The organism is Deinococcus taeanensis, from assembly GCF_020229735.1.
GTDB classification, from domain to species: Bacteria; Deinococcota; Deinococci; order Deinococcales; family Deinococcaceae; genus Deinococcus; species Deinococcus taeanensis.
The window spans coordinates 2,743,612-2,762,748 of the sequence record NZ_CP083455.1 but is presented as its reverse complement, the minus strand read 5'-3'; the positions used below and the strand labels follow the sequence as shown (position 1 = coordinate 2,762,748).

Annotated in this window: 18 protein-coding genes; 9 read left to right on the top strand and 9 right to left on the bottom strand. The window is 72.7% G+C overall.

The features are described from left to right. Nucleotides 1-63: 63 nt before the first annotated feature. The 6 genes from LAJ19_RS13300 to LAJ19_RS13275 are packed head-to-tail and all read right to left on the bottom strand — an operon-like array spanning nt 64 to nt 4,649. Nucleotides 64-549 carry a hypothetical protein gene (locus LAJ19_RS13300; protein ID WP_225476228.1) on the bottom strand — a complete coding sequence of 162 codons (486 nt, stop codon included), beginning with the start codon at nt 547-549 and terminating at the stop codon, nt 64-66. Further along, nucleotides 546-1,718: a DUF1501 domain-containing protein gene (locus LAJ19_RS13295; protein WP_225476227.1), complete on the bottom strand. Its 1,173-nt coding sequence runs from the start codon at nt 1,716-1,718 to the stop codon at nt 546-548. Before LAJ19_RS13295 ends, LAJ19_RS13300 begins: the two co-directional genes overlap by 4 nt. 29 nt (nt 1,719-1,747) lie before the next feature. Next, nucleotides 1,748-3,013 carry a DUF1800 domain-containing protein gene (locus LAJ19_RS13290; RefSeq protein ID WP_225476226.1) on the bottom strand — a complete coding sequence of 422 codons (1,266 nt, stop codon included), beginning with the start codon at nt 3,011-3,013 and terminating at the stop codon, nt 1,748-1,750. Nucleotides 3,014-3,064: 51 nt separating this feature from the next. Further along, nucleotides 3,065-3,841: a transcriptional regulator gene (locus LAJ19_RS13285; RefSeq protein WP_225476225.1), complete on the bottom strand. Its 777-nt coding sequence runs from the start codon at nt 3,839-3,841 to the stop codon at nt 3,065-3,067. Further along, nucleotides 3,838-4,098: a hypothetical protein gene (locus LAJ19_RS13280; RefSeq protein ID WP_225476224.1), complete on the bottom strand. Its 261-nt coding sequence runs from the start codon at nt 4,096-4,098 to the stop codon at nt 3,838-3,840. The genes LAJ19_RS13285 and LAJ19_RS13280 overlap by 4 nt, the downstream gene beginning before the upstream one ends. Continuing rightward, nucleotides 4,095-4,649 (bottom strand): RNA polymerase sigma factor, encoded by a 555-nt coding sequence (locus tag LAJ19_RS13275; RefSeq protein ID WP_432804213.1) that lies wholly within the window; start codon nt 4,647-4,649, stop codon nt 4,095-4,097. The genes LAJ19_RS13280 and LAJ19_RS13275 overlap by 4 nt, the downstream gene beginning before the upstream one ends. A gap of 68 nt (nt 4,650-4,717) precedes the next feature. Here LAJ19_RS13275 and LAJ19_RS13270 point away from each other — a divergent pair, with 68 nt between their 5' ends. The 5 genes from LAJ19_RS13270 to LAJ19_RS13250 all read left to right on the top strand — a co-directional run bounded on the left by LAJ19_RS13270 (nt 4,718) and on the right by LAJ19_RS13250 (nt 9,789). Next, a complete protein-coding gene (locus LAJ19_RS13270) occupies nt 4,718-5,395 on the top strand; it encodes a metal-dependent transcriptional regulator (protein WP_225476222.1) in 678 nt (225 codons plus the stop codon). Then, a complete protein-coding gene (locus tag LAJ19_RS13265; RefSeq protein WP_225476221.1) occupies nt 5,392-6,126 on the top strand; it encodes an adenosylcobinamide-GDP ribazoletransferase in 735 nt (244 codons plus the stop codon). Before LAJ19_RS13270 ends, LAJ19_RS13265 begins: the two co-directional genes overlap by 4 nt. Nucleotides 6,127-6,145: 19 nt before the next feature. After that, the gene (locus tag LAJ19_RS13260; RefSeq protein ID WP_225476220.1) at nt 6,146-6,709 is read left to right on the top strand and encodes a histidine phosphatase family protein; all 564 of its coding nucleotides are present in this window, start codon (nt 6,146-6,148) and stop codon (nt 6,707-6,709) included. 32 nt (nt 6,710-6,741) lie between these two features. Beyond that, nucleotides 6,742-7,827 carry a nicotinate-nucleotide--dimethylbenzimidazole phosphoribosyltransferase gene (gene cobT / locus LAJ19_RS13255; protein WP_225476219.1) on the top strand — a complete coding sequence of 362 codons (1,086 nt, stop codon included), beginning with the start codon at nt 6,742-6,744 and terminating at the stop codon, nt 7,825-7,827. Nucleotides 7,828-7,944: 117 nt separating this feature from the next. Continuing rightward, nucleotides 7,945-9,789, top strand: coding sequence for a S1 family peptidase (locus LAJ19_RS13250; protein ID WP_225476218.1), 1,845 nt, complete (start codon nt 7,945-7,947; stop codon nt 9,787-9,789). Between the two features lie 50 nt (nt 9,790-9,839). Here the strand turns inward: LAJ19_RS13250 and LAJ19_RS13245 are convergent, their stop codons facing one another. Further along, nucleotides 9,840-11,075, bottom strand: a complete 1,236-nt coding sequence (locus LAJ19_RS13245) for a phosphotransferase (protein ID WP_225476217.1) — start codon at nt 11,073-11,075, stop codon at nt 9,840-9,842. A 113-nt stretch (nt 11,076-11,188) separates the two neighbouring features. Here LAJ19_RS13245 and LAJ19_RS13240 point away from each other — a divergent pair, with 113 nt between their 5' ends. Continuing rightward, the gene (locus LAJ19_RS13240) at nt 11,189-11,431 is read left to right on the top strand and encodes a hypothetical protein (protein ID WP_225476216.1); all 243 of its coding nucleotides are present in this window, start codon (nt 11,189-11,191) and stop codon (nt 11,429-11,431) included. Then, entirely contained in the window at nt 11,428-12,057 is a 630-nt protein-coding gene (locus LAJ19_RS13235; protein WP_225476215.1) for a phosphoribosylanthranilate isomerase, read from the top strand. The genes LAJ19_RS13240 and LAJ19_RS13235 overlap by 4 nt, the downstream gene beginning before the upstream one ends. Nucleotides 12,058-12,309: 252 nt before the next feature. Here LAJ19_RS13235 and LAJ19_RS13230 read toward each other — a convergent pair whose 3' ends face one another. Next, the gene (locus LAJ19_RS13230) at nt 12,310-13,161 is read right to left on the bottom strand and encodes an alkaline phosphatase family protein (RefSeq protein ID WP_225476214.1); all 852 of its coding nucleotides are present in this window, start codon (nt 13,159-13,161) and stop codon (nt 12,310-12,312) included. 439 nt (nt 13,162-13,600) lie between these two features. Continuing rightward, on the bottom strand, nt 13,601-15,184 hold the full coding sequence (locus tag LAJ19_RS13225; protein ID WP_225476213.1) for a tetratricopeptide repeat protein: 1,584 nt from the start codon (nt 15,182-15,184) through the stop codon (nt 13,601-13,603). Between the two features lie 101 nt (nt 15,185-15,285). On the opposite strand from LAJ19_RS13225, the gene LAJ19_RS13220 reads away from it, so the two are divergent. Both LAJ19_RS13220 and priA read left to right on the top strand, forming a co-directional pair. Next, the gene (locus LAJ19_RS13220; RefSeq protein ID WP_225476212.1) at nt 15,286-16,509 is read left to right on the top strand and encodes a metallophosphoesterase; all 1,224 of its coding nucleotides are present in this window, start codon (nt 15,286-15,288) and stop codon (nt 16,507-16,509) included. A gap of 73 nt (nt 16,510-16,582) precedes the next feature. Next, nucleotides 16,583-19,099, top strand: coding sequence for a replication restart helicase PriA (priA, locus tag LAJ19_RS13215; RefSeq protein ID WP_225476211.1), 2,517 nt, complete (start codon nt 16,583-16,585; stop codon nt 19,097-19,099). Nucleotides 19,100-19,137: the final 38 nt, after the last annotated feature.

Sequence of the window (19,137 nt, the reverse complement as noted above, 5' to 3'; positions counted from 1 at the left end):
GCCTTGACGCGCCGTGCATAAGGCGCTATAGTTATTGACATCACCGCCCACGAGGCGGCTTTTTTATTTGTCTTTCCTGGGCGGCGCGTAGCGGGTGACGCCGCCGGCCTTTTCGAAAGCGGCGCGCACCTCAGCGGGTGGCCGGTCCGGGACGCTGGCCGGGTCGCCGGGGAGGGTTCGGGCGAAGATTTCCAGTGCGTCCGCGTACCCGTCGCCGTCGGCGTCCGTATCGGCCTGCAGCAGCGTGTACAGCGCCCGGGGGAAGGTCAGGTGCCGTCCGGCCGCCGCTTCCCGCGCGAAGGTGGCCTGAATGGCCTGGCCGAACGGATTCCAGGGCGCGCCGCCCTCGGCGTTCACGTGGCAGAACGTGCAGGGAACCACCCGGCGGTCCAGTTCCCAGAGTTCGAAGCCGTCATTCAGGTGCAGCTGCGCCGCGGCCTGCAGGCGGTACTTCGGCAGGGCGTGCGCCGGGCGGACCAGCAGGGGAGTCATGCCGACCAGGGCGGCCAGGGTCAGCGTCACGCTGCGGACGGTCAGCGCGCGGCTCATGCGATCCAGCGCGGGCCGTTGAACGTGCCCCCCAGGATCGCGCGGGCGTCCAGGCGCAGCCAGCGCGTGAGGGCCTCGGCGTACACGCCGCGGAAATCCTGCCGGTACTTGATGTCACCGTCCGACAGGTCCTCCAGGTCGGGGCTGCTGCCGTGCACGCCGCCGCGCACGCCCTCCCCGAAGGCAAACATCACGCTGCCCTTGCCGTGGTCGGTGCCGGCGCTGCCGTTCTCGGCGACGCGACGCCCGAACTCGGAGAAGCCCATGACAACCACGTTCTTCGCGAGGCCCTGGCGTTCGAGGTCCGTCTGGAAGGCCGCGAGGCCCTCGGCGAGCGTGGTGAGCAGTTCGTCCTGCTCGGCGCGCTGCCCGGCGTGCGTGTCGAAGCCCCCCAGTGAGACGTACAGCACCCGCTGCCCCAGGCCCGCGGCGATCACGCGGGCGGTGTCGCGCAGCTGCTGCGCGAACTTCGTGTCGGGGTACGCCGCGCCCGCCTTGTACTTCTTGATGCCGCTCTGCACGCGGGCGGTGTTTTTCAGCATCTGTCGGGTGGCGCGCGTCAGGTACGCCGCCTCGCCGCTGCGCGGGGAGTTCAGCAGGGACTGGAAAGGGGTGTCTGTCCCGGCGGGAAGTTTGATCTGAAAGTTATCCACGGCGTCGATGCTGGGCAGGCTGAAGTCGCTGGCGCGCAGGGCCTGCGGTGTGGACGCGCCGACGTTGCTGGCGCAGAACGGATCGCCGATCTGTTCGGCCAGCCGGCCGATCCAGCCGTCCGCCTGGGCCTGCGTCGGGTCTGCGGTGTGCCAGATGGCCATGCTGGCGAAGTGACTGCGGTTCGGGTTGGGGTAACCTACGTTTTCCATCCAGGCGAGGTGGCCCGCGTCCCAGAGTTTCATCAAGGGCCGCAGTCCGGGGTGCATGCCGAGGTCGGGCGTGACGGTCAGCACGTCCTTTTTCGGAATGGCGATGTTGGGCCGCGCGGCGTAGTACGCGCCGTTGGTGTACGGAATCAGGGTGTTCAGGCCGTCGTTGCCGCCGGTCAGCTGAATGACCACCAGGGTGTTGGTGCCGCCGGCCTGCGTGGCGGCGCGCGCCAGGAAGCCGGGCATGCCGGTGGTGGCGGCCACGGCCAGCGCGGAAAGTTTCAGAACGTCACGTCGGTTCGTCATGGAGGGTCCCCCGGGGGTGCGTGTGGCGCTCAGGCCAGCTGGAATTCAGGGCTGATGAGGCTCAGGTAGGTGCGCTGGCGGCCGTCCAGACTGGCGAGCAGCACTGCGCCGGGCGGGCGCTCCTGCCCGGTGAGGGCCAGGAAGCTGGGCGGCGCGCGGAGGTCCGGCGCCTTGGAGCCCAGGGTGAGGGCCGCGGCAACCTGCATGCGCAGCAGCAGGGTGGTGTCGTTGATCCACTCGCGCCCGCCGTCCCAGCCCTTGACGGTGTCGGGCTGCAGCATCAGCTGGCCCATGCGTCCGGCCGTGGCGGTCAGGTTCAGGAGGGTCCGGGCGTCCATGTTCGGCTGGCCCAGGGTGCGAACGGCGCCCACCAGGAAGTCCAGCGGCGAGCGGATGATGCGCGCCCGGCTGGCGTAGAAGGCTTCGCTGGCGAGCAGTTCGCTGAGGACGGCCAGCACGTTCCCGTTCGTGCGGCGCCACGTGTCGGCGCTGCCCTGCACAGCCCCGGGATCGGGGGTGTCACTGAGGAACGCGCGGTGCAGTTTGCGGCTCACGAACGTGGCGGTGGCGGGGTGCGCGGCGGCCAGCCGGATCACGTCCTCGCCCTGGAAGGTGCCGCTCTGCCCCAGGTACGTTTTGCGGCCCGGGTCGTGCTGGGTGGGCTGGTTCACGAAGGCTGGTTGCTGCAGGTACTGCCTGTTGCCGCGCCCCCCCTGGTACGTCCAGCCGGTCAGCGCGCGCGCACCTTCTCGCACGTCTGTCTCGGTGTAGGGGCCGATGCCGGTGGTGAACAGTTCGAGCAGTTCGCGACTGAAGTTCTCGTTGGGTTTGCCCTTGCGGTTCTGATCGTTGTCGAGGTACCGCAGCATGGCGGGCAGCTGCGCGACCTCCAGCGTGAACTGCTCGAAGGACGGGGTGGCCGCGTGGCGGCGCAGGGTACCCAGGTACCCGGCCAGGGCTGGCACGTTGCGGACCTTGTCGGTGCCCACCACGAAATGGTTGCTCCAGGTGAGGGCAAGTTTCTCCCGCAGGGGATGCGGGCCGTAGCACAGCTCGAACAGCCACGCGCCGCGCGTGAGCTGCACGGCCGCGCCGGGCGTGGCGCCCTGCATCGGGTCGAAGGGGTTGCCGGGCGCGAGGCTCTGGTCGAAGGCCAGGGCCTGCTGGGCGACCTGCTGGGCGCTGCGGCCCACCAGCGCGCGAATCTGCGCGTCGGTTGCGCCGAAGGCGGTGCGGCGCAGGAAGTGTGCGGCGTCCTCGGCGGTGAGGGGGCGGGACAGGGGGGTCAGGGGCATCGGAACTCCTTGCAGGAACAGTGGTCAGGCCGGACGGCGAAGGGCACGGTGTTACGGGTTGACGTCAGGGGGCGCCCCGAACGTGCTCAGTGGGGCCGGGTCGGCGGCGCGCACGCCGGCCAGCGCGGCCTGCAGGGCGTCCGGCGGGAGGTTACCGACGAGCCACACGAACACCCGGCCCACGCGGCGGGCGGCGACGCCCGGGGCGGCCTTCACGTTCTTCGGGGCAATCACGAGCGCCAGGACGTTCAGGCCGTCACTGAGAGTGATTTCCAGACCGGCGGCGCGGGTCTGCGCGCCCACCGGCACGAAGCCTGGCGGGAGCGTCAGGCCCGGCAGGGCGCGGGTCAGCGCGGCGCGCAGGCCGGGGGGCGCGGCGGGCGCGGGCCGGTTGACGCGCGCCAGGGTGGGCGGCGGGCCGCTCAGCGCGGCGCGCCGGGCCAGGGTGCCGTCCGCGCCGCGTTCCTCGAAAGCCAGGGGCACGTTCCAGGTGCGGTCCACCCACAGCGTCCAGCGCGCGGCGTCCCCCACGCGGGGGGTCAGGGTGAAACGCGCAGCGGCCCGGCCGGCCACGCGGTCCGGGCCGCTGCGGGTCACGGTGAAGTTCCGCGCAAGCAGCGCCGGCCGGACGGGCAGCGGCGGCAGCTGGGTGGCCGTGCGGGTGGGCGTGGAGCGGGGGGGGAATAAGACGGTCACCTCCACCTGACCGCGCGCCGTGAAGGTGCGGGCCCGGCGCAGCGCGCTCAGCAGATCCTCAAGATCGGCGGCGACCGCGCCGCTCAGGCTGAGCAGCGCCGCGAGGGCCAGCACGGGTCGGGCGGCCCTCACCAGCCTTCTCCCCACGTGTGCTGGTACGCGTCGTACGCGGCGCTGGGGGGCAGGGCCGGGGCGGGGCGCAGCACGCTCAGGCCCGCCACGACGGCCGCCGAGGCGAGAGCCGCGGACAGCCACGCCGCGCGCCGCCGCTGCGTCCGGGCGCGGCGGCGCGTGAGGAAGCGCTCGCCGGCGCCGAGGTCGTCGGGGCCCAGGACGCGCGCCCGGGCAAGCAGGTCATCCAGGTCGAGGTCATCGTGAGGGGGGGTCATGGGGTCACTCCGGCCCGGGTGAGCAGCACGCGCAGGGCCGCGCGTGCCCGGGCGATACGGCTTTTCACGGTGCCGAGCTCCGCGCCGGTGAGTTCAGCTATCTCGGCGTACTCCAGGCCGGACAGTTCGCGCAGGGCAATCGCCTCGCGCTGCTCGCGTGGAAGGCGCTGCAGGGCCAGGGCGAGCCGTTCGCGCACTTGCGCCTGCTCACCTGAGCGGGCCGGGTTGTGCGGCGCGGCCGGTTCGGGCGCCTCGGTGAGCGGCAGGGTCCGGCGGGCGCCGAGCACCTTGTGGCAGGCGTTCAGGGTGATGCGGTGCAGCCAGGTGCTCAGCGCCGCGTCTCCCCGGTAGGACCGCAGGCCACGGTGGGCGGCCATGAACACCTCCTGCACCACGTCATCCGCGGCGCCGGGGCCCACCAGACTGGCGGCGAGGCGGTGCACCTGCGGAGCGTGGCGCGTCACGAGCACCTCGAACGCCCGTTCGTCCCGGGCGGCAAGGCGCGCGAGCTGGGCGTCCGGCAGGGTGGCATGCGCGTCATTCAAAAGCACCTCATACCTTAGAGGAGCGGCCGGACTGAAAAGTTCCCACATGCGCCGGGGTCGCTACACTGGGCGGCATGACCGGCCGCTCCCTCTCCCGCTCCGCGGAGGATTACCTGAAACATCTGTACGTGCTGGGGCAGGCGGGCAAGGTGAACACCCAGGCGCTGGCAACGGCGCTGGAAGTTGCGCCCGCCAGCGTGACCGGCATGCTGCGCAAACTGGCCGAGCAGGGGCTCGTGTCGCACGCGCCGTACCAGGGCGCGCAGCTGACCGCCGAGGGGCAGCGGGTGGCGCTGGAGGTGCTGCGCCACCACCGGCTGCTGGAACTGTTCCTGCACCGCGCGCTGGGCGTGCCGCTGGACGAGGTGCACGAGGAGGCCGAGCGGCTGGAGCATGCGCTGAGCGAGCGGCTGGAAGCGCGCATCGCCGCGTGGCTGGGTGATCCCACGCACGATCCGCACGGCGACCCGATTCCCACCCTGGCGGGGGAACTGCCGCACCAGCCGCAGCGGCGCCTGTCGCAGCTGGCGGTGGGCGACGCGGGCACCGTGGCGCGCATTCCGGACGGGGACGCCTCGCAGCTGCGCGCCCTGATGGCCGCCGGCCTGACCCCCGGCGCGCCGCTGCGCGTCGATGGCGTGGACACTGCGCTGGGCACCCTGACCGTGTGGGCCACCGACCACACCCTGACGCTGGCCCTGGGCGTGGCCGCGCAGATTCACGTGGACACGCCCGGCCCGCACGCCCGGTGAACGCCCGGAGCGGCGCGCAGGCGCAGGTGCGGGCGGCGCACCTGGCCCTGACGTTCCTGACGACCCTGCCGCTGCCCCACGTGACTGAGGTGCGCGACGGTGATTTCGCGCGGGCCAGCGCGTACTACCCGCTGGCGGGGTACGCGGTGGGCGGCGCGGTGACCCTGGCGCTGTGGCTGCCGCTGCCGCTGCCGGACGGCGTGATCGCCGCGCTGGGGGTGGCCGCGTGGCTGGCCCTGACCGGCATGCTGCACTTTGACGGCCTGGTGGACAGCGCCGACGCCCTGTTCGCCATGAAGACGCCCGCCGAGCGGCTGGTGATCCTGCGGGACGTCCACGTGGGCGCCTTCGGGCTGGCAACCGGCGCGCTGACCCTGCTGACCTTCTGGAGTCTGCTGGCCGCGCCGCTCGCGCCACTGGCGCCGCTGGTGGCCGCTGTGTGCGCGCGCACGCTGCTGCTGCTGCCTATGAACCTGTACCCCGCTGCGCGCCCGGAGAGCCTGGGGGCCCGTTCGCGCGAGGGCCGGGTGGGGTGGGCGCTGCTGCTGGCCACCCCCACGCTGCTTGTGCCGGGCGCCTGGGCGGCGTGGCTCGCGGCGCTGGCTGGCAGTCTGGCCGCCGCGGCGTTCGCGGCGCGGCGCCTGGGTGGGGGCCTGAACGGGGACACGTACGGCCTGATTGTCGTGACTGCCGAGCTGCTGGCGCTGGGCGCGTTCGCCTGGGGCCGGTAGGCGGCGCCGGAGTGCAGGCATGCTGACCCTGCATCTCGTGCGGCATGCTCCTACCGTTCCGAATGAGGAGCGCCGCTACCCGCATGCGCATGAGGACGCGCCTCTCACGCCCGCCGGAGCGGCCCTGGCCGCGCGGCTGCCGCTGCCACGCGCGGCGCCCGCCTTCACGTCGCCCAGCGGCCGGGCCCGGCAGACCGCGGCCCTGGCGGGTTTCCCGGCCGCTCAACCCACCCCGGCGCTGGCGGAGGCGGCGTTCGGCGTGATGGCCGGTCACACCTGGGCCGCCCTGGAAGCCCGGTACGGCGAGGCCCCGCGCGCCTGGATCGAGGCGCTGGCCGACCCGGTGTCCCCGCACGGCCCGCCCGGCGGGGAGACCGGGCAGGCGTTTCACGCGCGCCTGCACGGCTGGCTGAACGCACTGCCGCGCGAGGGCGAGGTGGTGGCCTTCACGCACGCCGGGCCGCTGCTGGCCGCGCTGTGCCTCACGGTGGGCCTGCGCAGTGCCGCCGCGCCGCCCGGCACGGTCGTCACGCTGCACTGCGCCGGGGAGTGGTGGCTGTCGCGTCTGCGGCCCCCGGACTGACCAGGGGCGGCGCGCGGCACAATGACGGGCAGATGACTTCTGCGCCCACCCCTGCTGACCTTTCCGACCTGATCGCGGCCATCCGGCCAGCTGACCCTGCCGTGATGGCGCGCGCCCGGGCGCGACAGGCGCAGCTCACCAAACCCCCCGGTGCGCTGGGTGATCTGGAGGACCTCGCCGTGCGGCTCGCCGGGGTACTCGGCAACGAGCGACCCGACCCCCGCGGCGTGGCGGTGCTGGTGGCGGCCGGGGATCACGGCGTGGCGCGCAGCGGCGTGAGTGCTTTCCCGCCCGAGGTGACCCCCGCGATGGTCGCGAATTTCCTGGCCGACACGCCCGCCGGGCCGGGCGGCGCCGCCGTGAACGCCCTGGCGCGCACGGTGGGCGCGCGCGTGTACGTGATGGACGCGGGCGTGAACGCGGACCTGCCGGACCACCCGGCCCTGGTGCGCGCCGCGGTCCGCCGGGGCACGCACGACCTGAGCGTGCAGGCCGCCATGACGCCCGCCGAGGCGCAGACACTGATCCTGGCGGGCGCGGCCCTGGCCCGCAGGGCCGTCGCGGACGGCGCGGACCTCGTGATTCCCGGCGAGATGGGCATCGGGAACACCACGCCCGCCGCGGCCATCACCGCGCGGCTGCTGAACCTCGACCCGGCGCAGGTAACGGGCCGCGGCACCGGGGTTGATGACGCCCGCCTGGCGCATAAGGCGCAGGTGATTCGCGCGGCCCTGAACCGCACGCCTGCGAGTGCGCCGCTGGCGGTGCTGGCCGAGCTGGGCGGTTTCGAGATCGCGGCCATGCTGGGGATGATGCTGCAGGCCGCGGCCCTCAGGCGCGCGGTGATTCTCGATGGGTTCGTAGAGGGCAGCGCCGCCCTGATCGGTGTGCAGCTGGCCCCGCACCTGCGCGACTACCTGTTTCCTGCGGGCCAGTGCGCTGAAGTGGGCCACGGCGCGCAGCTGGCCCACCTGGGCTTACGGCCCATGTTCCAGCTGAACCTCCGGCTGGGGGAGGGCACCGGTGGGGTGCTGGCCGCGCCGCTGCTGCTGGGCGCGGCCGCCACGCTGCGGGAGATGCGGACGTTCGAGGAGGCGAGCGTGCCGGGCGGCGCCTGACGGAAGCTGCCCTGTGCCCCCTGTTCATGAACAGGGCGGTGGCCGCTCAGGAGGCCCGGGGGACTAGCCGGGCGTACTGACCGTGCGCTTAAATAGACCATGAGAACTTTAAGGGTCTTGGGGGGGCTGCTCCTCCTGCTGTGGTCCTGGGCCGGCGCGCAGAGCCTGCCGAAAGACGTGCGTGAACGCATCATCCAGGCCACCGTGATGCTGCTCCCCACCGACCGGAACGGCGAGCTCGACGGTTCGCTCGGCTCCGGCTCCATCATCAGCCCGCAGGGGTACATCCTCACGAACTACCACGTGGTGGGCGACCCCGACACCCGGCAGCTGTCCCCCTGGATTCAGGTGCGTGTGGTGCGCTTCGTGGACCGGGAACCGGAATTCACGTACTGGGGCAAGGTCGTGGCCGCCGACCCCAACCTGGACCTCGCGGTCGTGAAGATTACGGAGGACCGCAACGAGAAACCCGTAGGCACACTGAAACTCCCGTTCGTCGAACTCGGGGACTCCAACAGCCTGGGCATCGGGGACGACGTGTTCGTGTTCGGCTTCCAGGGCACCGGCGGCATGACCCTGTCGTTCTCCCGCGGGTCGGTGGGCGGCTTCACCGGTGAGGACCTGAACAGCAGCGGCCGGCAGTGGGTCAAACACGACGCGCAGACCGGGCCCGGCAACTCCGGCGGCGGCGCGTACGACGAGAACGGTGCGCTGGTGGGGGTGCACTCTGCCGGCGTGGCCGGCGAGCACAACTCCCGCACGTCCTTCATGCGGCCCCTGGCCGTCGCATGGGGCCTGATCACCCCGAACGTCACGGGCTTCGTGCTGAAAAAAGGCGCCGTGAATGCCGGCAGGACGGACAGCCCGAGGAGCACCCCTGCGCCCGGGTGGCCGCCCGCACTGACCACGGCGCGCGGCGGCGTGACCGGCACGGTCCGCGTGACCGGCAACGCCGCGAGCGGCACCTGGAGCACGGACTTCACGGAGCTGGACAAGGACGGCAACCTGAAAGGCACCGCCCGCAACGGCAGCCAGAACCAGACGGCGTACTTCTACTACGACGACGACAACGACGAGGTCTGGGTGGAATGGACCGCGGACGGCAAAGCCTACGCCAGCTGCATCATTACACCCGGCGCGGCCAGCAGCAGCGACTGGAAGGGCACCTTCTACACCTTCCCCACGCTGGACGCCAAAGGCACCCGCACCGGCGAGTGCGTGGTCAGCCTCAAAGCCCGGACCGCTGCGCCCGCCCCCCCTGCCAGCACCACCAGCGGAACGTGGCCGCCCGCCCTGGCAGGCGGCCAGGCGTGGACCGCCACCTTCGCGCAGGGCGGCACGTACGCCATCAGACTGGCCGCAAAAGACAGCGAAGGCGACTACCCCGGCACCGCCACGCAGGGCAGCGCCAAGAGTGACGCCCTCGTCACCTTCGACCCGGACACCTCCAAGCTGCTGTTCATCGTGAGCCGCGCCGACAAGACCCTGCTCACCTGCAGCGCCGAACGCAGTGGCCAGTCGGGCGGCACGCTGCGCGGCACCGCCAGAGCCTACCGGGACGCCAAGGACACCGGCGCGGCCGCCGGCACCTGCACCCTCAGCCTGGGCGCCGCGCCCACCCCCAGCGCTCCGGTCCTGACCTGGCCGGTCCGGCTGGGCCTGGGGCAACGCTGGGACGTGACCTTCCCGGGCGTGGGCACCTTTGCCCTCAGCGTGGATGAGCGCGACGACAAAGGCGGTTTTGACGGCGCGGCCACGCGCGGCAGCGAGAAAGGCAGCGTCCTGCTGGACGACGCCGGCGGGGAACTGCTGGTGATCGTGCAGCGCGCCGACAAGACCTTCCTGGTGTGCAGCGTGCAGCAGGGCCCCAGTGGCGGCAGTCTGCGCGGCGCCGCCACCAGCCACCGCGACAGTCAGGACAAGGGCGTCAGCCTGGGCAGCTGCACCGTCACCCCCCGCTGACCCGCGCGGCCCGCAGGTGCGTCCCCGGACATCCAGGGACGCACCCGTTTTCAGGGGCGCAGCAGGCGGCGCAGATGCCACAGGTGCGCGCCGGCCCATTCACCGGGGTCCGGGACGGCACGCTGAATGCCGTTCCGGTACCCCAGGGCGCGGTACAGCTCTCCGGCACGCACGGCGTCGGCGTGCAGGGCGCGCAGTTCGTCCAGCGGGGCGAGATCCGTCCAGACGCTCAGGTATGCGTCCCGCGCGGCATTCAGCTGCGCCGGGCCGGGCGCCGGGTCGTCCGGGAACAGATAAGCGGGGTTCGCGTCCAGGAACGGGTGCGTGAGGCTCACGTCGGACCAGTCGAGCAGCGTGACCGCCCGGCCACGCGTGGTGACGTTCCCGGCGTGCAGGTCTCCGTGACCGAGCGTGAGGGGCAACGGGCTGGCGTCCAGACGCGCCAGGGCAGCCAGCAGGTCGGTCCGCTGGGCCCGCAGCGCGGCCACCTCGTCCGGCGTGAGGGCCCCGGGCTGGTCTCCGCGCAGGCTCTCGTCTCCCAGCAGGTCATCCAGGTGGGCCCGCAGGTACGCCGGGCCGCGCTCGCGCAGGTGCAGCTGGGACCGCAGGGGGAGCGTGGCGCGCTGCACGTGCGCGAGGTGCTGCAGCACACCCGCCGGGTCCCCTCCGGGCTCCCCGCTGTCGGCGAGCAGCAGGAAGCCCCGCTGCTCATCGGCCGCCAGAACCTCCGGCGCGGCGCCCGGCACTGCACCTGCCAGGCGGGGGGTTACCTGCACTTCCCGGCGAAAAAAGGCGGGGACGGCCTTGAAGTACACGGCCCCGCGCACCGTGGGCACGCGCCACAACAGGCTGATCTGCCAGTGTTTCAGGACGGTGGGCGCCCCGGTGCGTGAGCACCCCTGTACGGCGAGTTCCGCGTCCAGCCACGCGAGCGCGCCGGCCTGCCAGTCTGCGTGGAACCAGGGGGTGGCGGTGGGTGAGCGCGCGGCGCAGGCCAGGGCGCGCAGGCTAGCCGGAACGGGTGGGCCGGCGACAGGACCGTCCGTGAACAGATGCCAGGCGCAGGTTGCGCGGGTGACCCCGTCCGCGCCGCGTCCGTGGGGAGTAAACGCCAGACGCCGGCCCAGGCGTCCGCGCAGGCCTGCGCTCTGCGCGGCTTCCAGAACGTTCTCGCCCGCATAGGTGGTCGTGTGCACGGTCAGCGTGTGGCACGCCGCGTCCGCGCCGCACCCGGCGCGGGTCACGAGGAGATGCAGGGTCGTTTCGCGCGGCGCCGGGTCGCTCATGCCGCCCAGCCTCGCACGGGCGGTCGCCGGGCGGCATCGGCACTTTGACGCAGCTCAGCGGCGCAGGTCAGCGGCGGCGCCCCGAGCCGGCCCGGGTGCCGGACAATGGAAGGGTGAGTGACCGGGAACTGAATTTCGCGCGGGAGATCTTGGGCAGCCGTTCGTACCGGGACGTCCCGGACGCGGAGGTGCTGACTGAAGCGGAGCGGCTGCTGAACAGCTGGCTGAGCGGCGAGCTGCGCATGGAGCGGCCGAAACTGTACGACCATTACGCACTGCTCCTGCTGGCGCTGACGCGGCAGGTGCGGGCCCTGGAAGCCCGCGTGAGTGAGCTGGAAGCGGAGCGCGGCGCGTGAGTGGCGTGCGGGTGAAGGTGTGCGGGACGACCAGCGTACGGGACGCGGTGCTGAGTGCCGAGGCGGGCGCCGACGCCCTGGGGTTCATCTTTGCGCCGGTCAGCCGGCGGCTCGTGACGCCCCAGGTGGCGCGCGAGGCGGGCCTGAGTGTGGGCCCCGCTGTGGCGCGGGTGGGCGTGTTTCTGAACCAGGGCCTGGACGAGGTGCTGCGCCTGTCCGAGGAGGCCCGCGTGAGTGCCGTGCAGCTGCACGGGAACCTGCCGGGACTTTACGTAACCCGGGTGGCCGCGTATTATCCCGTTCTGCGTGTCGTGCGCCCGGTTGAATTAGCCGACGCGGCAGACATGTGGCACGGGCACCCTGGCGTTACCCTGATGCTGGACGCGCCTGAACCTGGCGGTGGAATTCCGCTGGACTGGAGCGCTCTGCGTCCTCAATTCCCCCGGGGCGCCTGGCTGGCAGGGGGGCTGGGACCAGAGAATGTGGCGCAGGCCATGCAGGCCCTGGCGCCAGCGGGGGTGGATGCCGTCAGCCGCCTGGAAGCTGGGCCAGGCGTCAAAGATCCGCGCGCGGTGCGCGAATTTGTGCAGGTGGCCCGCCTGAACGCACAGAGTTTTCCACAGTGAAACGAGAGCCTGTGGAAAACTCTGGAACCAGTGGAACACCACCGGTAAGGACCTGAAAAAGGTGTGGCACGCGAACAAATTCGCTTGCCCAAGGCGCCAGCGCGTCCCTGTTATCCACAGCCTGTCCACAGCGGCTGTGGATAAACCTGTGGATAACTTTGCCGGTCAAAGGTGCTCCGGGAGCTCCAGCCGCGCCAGATGGGCCTGCCTCACCGCCAGCGGACTCAACCGGGATTCCGGACGTTCCCTGCTCTAGACCCCGAACCAGCTGGACAGAACCACACCAGCCTCCACCACCGTTTCTGCCCCGCCCAGGTCGACCCCCACCCCGGCAAACGGCACGCGCGCCCGCGTGTGGGATTTCGTGTTCAGGTTCTCCAGATTGCCGTGATCGCTGCTCACCACCACCCGCGCGCCCCCCGCCACCACACCGGTCAGCAGCGCGTCCACCCGCCGCAGGTAGGCCCGGCCGGCTCGCAGCGCATCCACCGGAACGTCAGGTTCCCCTGCGTGCCCCAGCAGGTCCCCAAACCACAGGTCCAGCATCAGCAGGTCCAGCTCGCCAGCCGCGCTGCTCAGGGCCTCTCCGGCGCGGTTCAGGGAGTCCAGGGCCGACACTTCCCGCCAGGGCCGCTCGAACGACATGCCCAGCGTCGCCCCGACCAGCGGCAGGCCGCCCGGGTTCAGCGGCGCGCCCGCCGCCCGCACCGAGAACGGAAAGCACCCCATGCGGTTGCGGCGCCCCGCCCCGACCTCCAGCGCCTGAAAGTACGCCGGTACGTACTCGTTCGCCAACGCCACCCGCCTCCCTGCACGCACCAGCCGGACCGGCAGGGCCTCTTCCCTCAGCAGGGCCTGCAGGGTGGGTCCCGGGTGCGGCCCGAAGTGCTCCCCCATGACGCGCACGGCGTCCCGGCCGGTCAACCAGCAGCTCTGCCCGGTGCCGGACTGTGGCAGGCCCGGCACGCCCAACGTGGCGTCCAGCACGCGCCCGGCGTCCACCAGAGGACGCAGGGTCGGGAGGGACTGCGCCCACACGCTGCCGGCAGGCGCATCCAGCGGGTGTCCCACCCCGTCCAGTGCCAGCCACACCACGCCGCTCACCGCGCTGCCCTCACGCCCAGAGGATAGCCCCCAGGCCGACCCCTGCTCTCCGGCCACACAGCGGCCCGGCGCTGCATACCGCCGTCACCGTTTCCTGCCGGCGCGGCCAGCGGGCCTGGCCCACCGCCTTCCTGTCACGCCCACCGCATAGCCTTGACCGGCCCTGCATAAGGCGCTATATTTATTGACATCACCGCCCACGAGGCGGCTTTTTTATTGCCTGTCGCCCCTGCTGGCGCGCGTTCTCCACTGGACTGACAGCGCACGTTCCCGGGCCGGTGAGTGGTGGGGTTCAGGAAGGACGGCGCTTCGTCCGGCCTGCTGGGGTTCACATGGGCGCCCCGGCCCTCCGGCTGAGCTGGCCTTCTGCACCCCTGGCGGGACGGGTTGAGGGGCAGTCCAGCAGGCACTGACGCGAGGGGCGTTCATGGGCCGCGTTTCACTGCACGGTGAAGGGCCGCGCGCGCGTCAGGAGGGGTTCCCCGGCGGCGTTCAGGGCAGTGAGGGTCAGGGTATGCGGCCCGGACGTGAGGTCGGCAGGGAGCGTGAAGGCGAACGGAAGGGCCGCGCCGACCGTCACGGGCCGACCGTCGAGGGTGAGGGTGAGGCGGGCGAGCGGCTCAGCCGTTCTGACCCACAGGTGGCCCTGAAGGGGAGCGCCGCGCCGGACCCGGGTGGGAAAGGGCTGCGGCGTGAGCGGCGCGCGGCCGCCGGGACTGGTCAGGAAGGCCGGGTGGGTGAGGACCTCGCGGAAGGCGGCGAGCTTCTCGGGAATGTCCAGCAGGCGGTAGTCGTTGCGGCGCGTCATGGGGCGGGGCTGCACGTACGGGTTGCCGAGCATGTTCAGGTCCAGCCAGTTAATGTTCTTCACGCGCGGGTAGCGCAGGGCGGCCCCCCAGTACAGCTCGCGGAGTTTCTGCGCGGCGAAGCTCGCGTATCCTGCGCCCGGCTGCGCGCCGCTGCGGTTGGAGGACGCGAACTCGCTGATCTGGATGGGGTGCGTGCAGGCGTAGCGGCGGTAGATGGGGTCCAGGGCGTCCAGGGGACTGTCCGTCAGGGCGCTGTCGCGCAGGTTTCCGTTGCGGTACGGGGTGGCGTACAGGCTCAGGCCGACCCAGTCCACGGCGTCCGGGCCAGGGTAGTACCGGTCGATGATGTCCAGGCGTGACGGCATGGGCATCCAGACCAGCGCGACGTTCGGGGCGGTGCGGGCCATGACGTCATGCACGAGGCGGAATCTCGTGCGGTACAGCGCAGGGTCGCGGCTCCATTCGTTGCTGGGATCATTGAATTCCCCGGCGAAACGCAGGTAGATGGGCACGCCCGACGTCCGCGCGGCCCGGGCGAAGGGCAGGAGCGTCTGTTCTGTCACCTGCCGCAGCGGCATCCCGGGCTCCAGGGCGATGTGGACGGCCTGGCCGGCGCGGCGGGCGGCGCTGACCCAGCGGGTGGGGAACGCCTCACCCTGACCCGGAGCGCGCAGGGTGAAGTACCGGAAACTCACGGCCAGCGGCGTGCCGAGGCGTGGATCGACGCTCAGGGTGCCGCTGGCCGTGACGGCCTGCTCGTCGGCGTACCGGCCCAGCAGAATGCCCGACTCGGGTTCCAGTTTTGCGGGGCGGGGCGTGCAGGCGGGCGGCGCGGCGCCGGGGGTGAGCAGGTACGCTTCGCCCTCCTGGCGGTAGCGGGCGGCAATCAGGTCTGTGGCGCGGGCGGTGGCGGTGTCGCCGCGGGCGCGGGCGCGGGCGGCGGCCTGCTCGTAGGCCTGCACGGCCGCGTCGTAGTGGCGCAGGGCGGCGCGGGTGTCGGCCAGCGCGCGCCAGTTGGCGGCGGTGGGGTTCAGGGCGGCGGCCTGCGTGAACGCCTGCTCCGCAGCCTGCAGCTGCCTGGCCTGCATGTGCGATCGGGCCAGGGCGTACCAGCCGTCCGCACTGTGGGGCGTCGCGGCGCGGGCGTCAGGCTGCAGGGCCGGGGTCAGGAGCGTCAGGGTGAGCAGGGCGGCGCGGGAACCAGGAGAACGCATCGGTCCGGATGCTACGGGCCGGGAGTGCGCGCCGGGTGTGGGAAAGCCCGCAGCGTCAGCGTCCGGTCAGGGGCGCGGCGCGCTGTGCGAGGATGCGGGGCGTGACGCTGCTGAGTGACCCGCCCGCGATTGAGCTGCCGGCCCTGGCCCTGCTGCTGCTGCTGGGTGCGCCCGGGTCGGGGCGCGCGGCGTTCGCGGCGCGGCACTTCAGCGCCGACGAGGTGTTCGATGCGCGTCACTTCCCGGACGGGGAGGCGCTGCGGGCGGCCGTGGCGGCGCGCCTCGCGGCGGGCGGGCTGGCGGTGATGATCGCGCCGCTGGCGCGGCCTGTGGAGCGGGCGCCGTGGGCGGCCCTGGCGCGCGAGCAGGACGTCCGCGCCGCAGCGGTGATCCTGGACGAGCCGCGCGCCGTCCTGGAAGCCCGCGTGGGCGACCGGGTGCCGCCTGGGGAGCTGGCCGCGCAGATTGCCGAGCTGCGCCGAACGGCGGGCGGCCTGCGGGCTGAGGGGTTCCGGCAGGCGTGGCTGCTGCGCGGCGAGACGCAGATCACGGGGGTGCCGGTGCGGCGCGTGCCGCTGCGCGTGGACCGCCGGGATCTGACCGGCCCGTTCGACCTGATCGGCGACGTGCACGGCTGCCTGGATGAACTGCGGGCACTGCTGCGGCGCCTGGGCTACGGGCTGGACGGGAACGCAGTGAGCCCCCCTGCCGGCCGCACGGCCGTGTTCCTGGGCGATCTCGTGGACCGCGGCCCGGACAGCGCCGGGGTGCTGCGCCTGGTGATGGGCATGGTTGCGTCCGGCGCGGCGCTGTGCGTGCCAGGCAATCACGATGAGAAACTGGCCCGCGCCCTGTCCGGAAAGGCCGTGAAGGCGCTGCACGGCCTGGACGTGACCCTGGAGCAGGTCGCGGCCGGCGGCCCGGCGTTCCAGGCGCAGGTGCGGACGTTCATCGAGGGGCTTCCCTCGCACCTGCTGCTGGACGGCGGCCGTCTGGTGGCCGCGCACGGGGGGCTCCCGGCGCACTACCACGGGCGCACCAGCGGCCGCGCCCGCAGTTTCGCGCTGTACGGCGACACCACCGGCGAACGTGACGACCTGGGCCTTCCCGTGCGCCGCGACTGGGCGGCCGGGTATGCGGGCGAGGTGCTCGTCGTGTACGGGCACACGCCCCACGCCGCGCCCCGCTGGGTGGGCAACACGGTGAATATTGATACAGGCTGCGCGTTTGGGGGGGCCCTCACGGCCCTGCGGTACCCGGAACGTGACACGCTCAGCGTCCCGGCGCGCGCCACGTACGCCCCGCCTCCCCGCCCGCTGCCCTGAAGCACATGGTCCCTGGCCGGGGTAGGGGCCGGGTCACCGTTCCCGAAGGTCTGGCCGCGCTAGCCTGAGGCACGTGACGCCGCCCGCTCCTCCCCTCCCCGGATCGTGGCTGGTGGTTGTGAACTTGCCCATCGCACCGTGCGATTTCGCGCCTCCCCATGGGCACGACGGTCCCGTTCCGCTCGGCTGCCGGGTCCTGGTTCCGTGGCGCGGCGAGCTTACCGTGGGACTCGTGGTGGGCGCCGGGGATGGCCGCGGCGGGCACCGCCTGCGCGAAGCGGTGCACCTTCTCGACGCCCCGGCGTGCCCCTGGGTGCCACCAGCCACGGTCCGTGGCCTGCAGGGCTGGGCCCATGACGCCCGCATTCCCGCCGGGCTGCTCTGGGGGGACCTGCTGGGCACCGGCTGGGACGTGGCCTACACGCACCTCGTGCGCGCCGTACCCGGCTCGGACCTGAGCGCCTTCGCGCGCCGCGTTCCCGGAGACCGCTGGACGGACGCCAGTGCCTTCGCGCCCGCTCTGCTGGACGCCATCCGCGAACAGGGCCTGCTCGAAGAGCGCTTCACGCCCACCCCCCGCCTTCTCACGGTCGTGGCCGCCCGCGCGCCCGACAACGTGCCCCCCGCCAGCCGCACGACCACCATCCTGCAGGCCACCGGGGAGCACACCGCGCGCCTCACCCCCAAACAGGCCCACGCCGCCGCGTGGCTCGCCCGGCACGGCCCGTGCGACTCCCTCAGCAGCTGGGCCAAAGCTGCCCAGGTGAGCCCCGCGGTCGTGACGGCCGTCCTGAACGCCGGCGCGGCCGAGTACGCCCGCGTGGCTGCCCCCCCACCTGACGCCTGGACGTGGCTGCGCGGGCACGGCCCGGTGCCCACCTACGCCGCGTGGGCCACCGGCGCCAGTGCCGCCGGCGTCCCCCTCTCCCCCACCCAGGCGGGCACGCTGGCCCTGCGCGGCTGGGCCGACACGGTTCAGGTGCCCGCCCCGCCGCCCCCACTGCCCGACCCGGCCCCATCCGCCGCTCTGCCGGACACGCCAGACCGCCTGCCGCCCGACCGCGTGTGGCGCCTGCACGGCGGCCGGGCCGCCACCCGCTACGCCCTGCTCGCTCCGCGCGTCACGCAGCTGCTCACGCAGGGCCGCGGCGTGCTGGTGCTCGCGCCGGACCACGCCACCCTGCGGCGCGCCTGGGACGCCCTGTCCGGCCTGGCCGCCCCGACCGGTACCCGCGCCGCACTCATCAGCGGCGCGCTCAGCGACGCGCAGCGCGAATACACCTGGGACCTCCTACGGCGCGGCGAGGTGCAGCTCGTGATCGGCAGCGGCCACGCCCTGACCGCTCCCCTCCCGGACCCGGCGCTCGTGATTGTGCTCGAAGAAGCGAGTGACGCCCACAAACTCCTCAGCGGCAGCCGCGCCTTCCTGCCGGACGTGGCCGCCCGCCTCGCCGACGAGCACGGCGCCGCCCTGGCCTTCGTGGGTGCCGCTCCGGCCGCCGAAAGCGTGCCCCACGCCGGCGCCGTCCTTCCCCCACCCCGCACCCGCATTCACGTCGTGGATTACGCCAACCCGCCCGAACAGCCTGAACTTGGCCCGCTGTCCGGCATTCACCTCAAGCACAGCGACATGGGGTATCCCCTCAGCCACGACCTGACCCGCGTGCTGCGGCAGGTCGGGGAACGCGGGCGGCAGGCTGCGCTGCTCGCCCCGCGGCGCGGGTACAGCGCCCTGCTGCGCTGCCCCGGCTGCGACCACACCCCGCAGTGCCGGAACTGCGACGTGCCCCTGCGGTTTCATCAGGAAACCCGGCAGCTCACCTGCCACCAGTGCGGGTACCACGAGGCCATCCCTGACCGCTGCGACCACTGCGGCGAGCGTCTCTGGAAAGCCCGCGGGCCCGGCACCGAATGGATCGCGCAGGAAGTGCAGAAACTCCTGCCCGGCCTGCCCGTCTACCGGCTCGACAAGGACCGCCAGGATGACCTGAGCCCCCTCATGCGCGGGGAGAGTGGCGTGGTCGTCGGCACGCAGCTTCTGCTCTCCCAGGAGGCCCCTCCGAACCTTGCGCTGATCGGGGTGACCCTCGCGGACACGTGGCTGAACGTCTCGGACTTCCGCGCCAGCGAACGCTACCACCGCCTGCTGCGCCAGCTGGCCGAATGGCACCCCACCCGCGCGCCCATGCTTGTCGTGCAGACCTTCCAGGCCGACCACCCGGCCCTGAAGGTCATGGTCGACGGCCGCGACACGCTCGCCTACCCCGCCGCGGAGGAACGTGCCCGCGCCGCCCTCGGGTACCCGCCCCACGCCCGCCTCGCGCAGATTGAAGTCAGTGCCCGCGATCCTCACCGCGCGCAGGCGGCCGCGCAGGATCTCGCCAGCGCCCTGCACGGCGCCGGCGCCACCCCCCAGGAAGTCCTGGGGCCCGCCCCCAGTCCTGTGGCGCGGCTGCGCGGCGTGTACCCGTACCACCTGTTTCTCCGCGCCCGCAACGACACCCGCCTGGGCGAACTGCTGCGCGTCCTGGACACCCGCACCTGGAAAGCCCGGGTCCGCGTGGACGTGAACCCCCGCGGCGGACTGTGACCGTAAGGCCTGAAGTGCCTCAGGCGTACGGCCCCGGC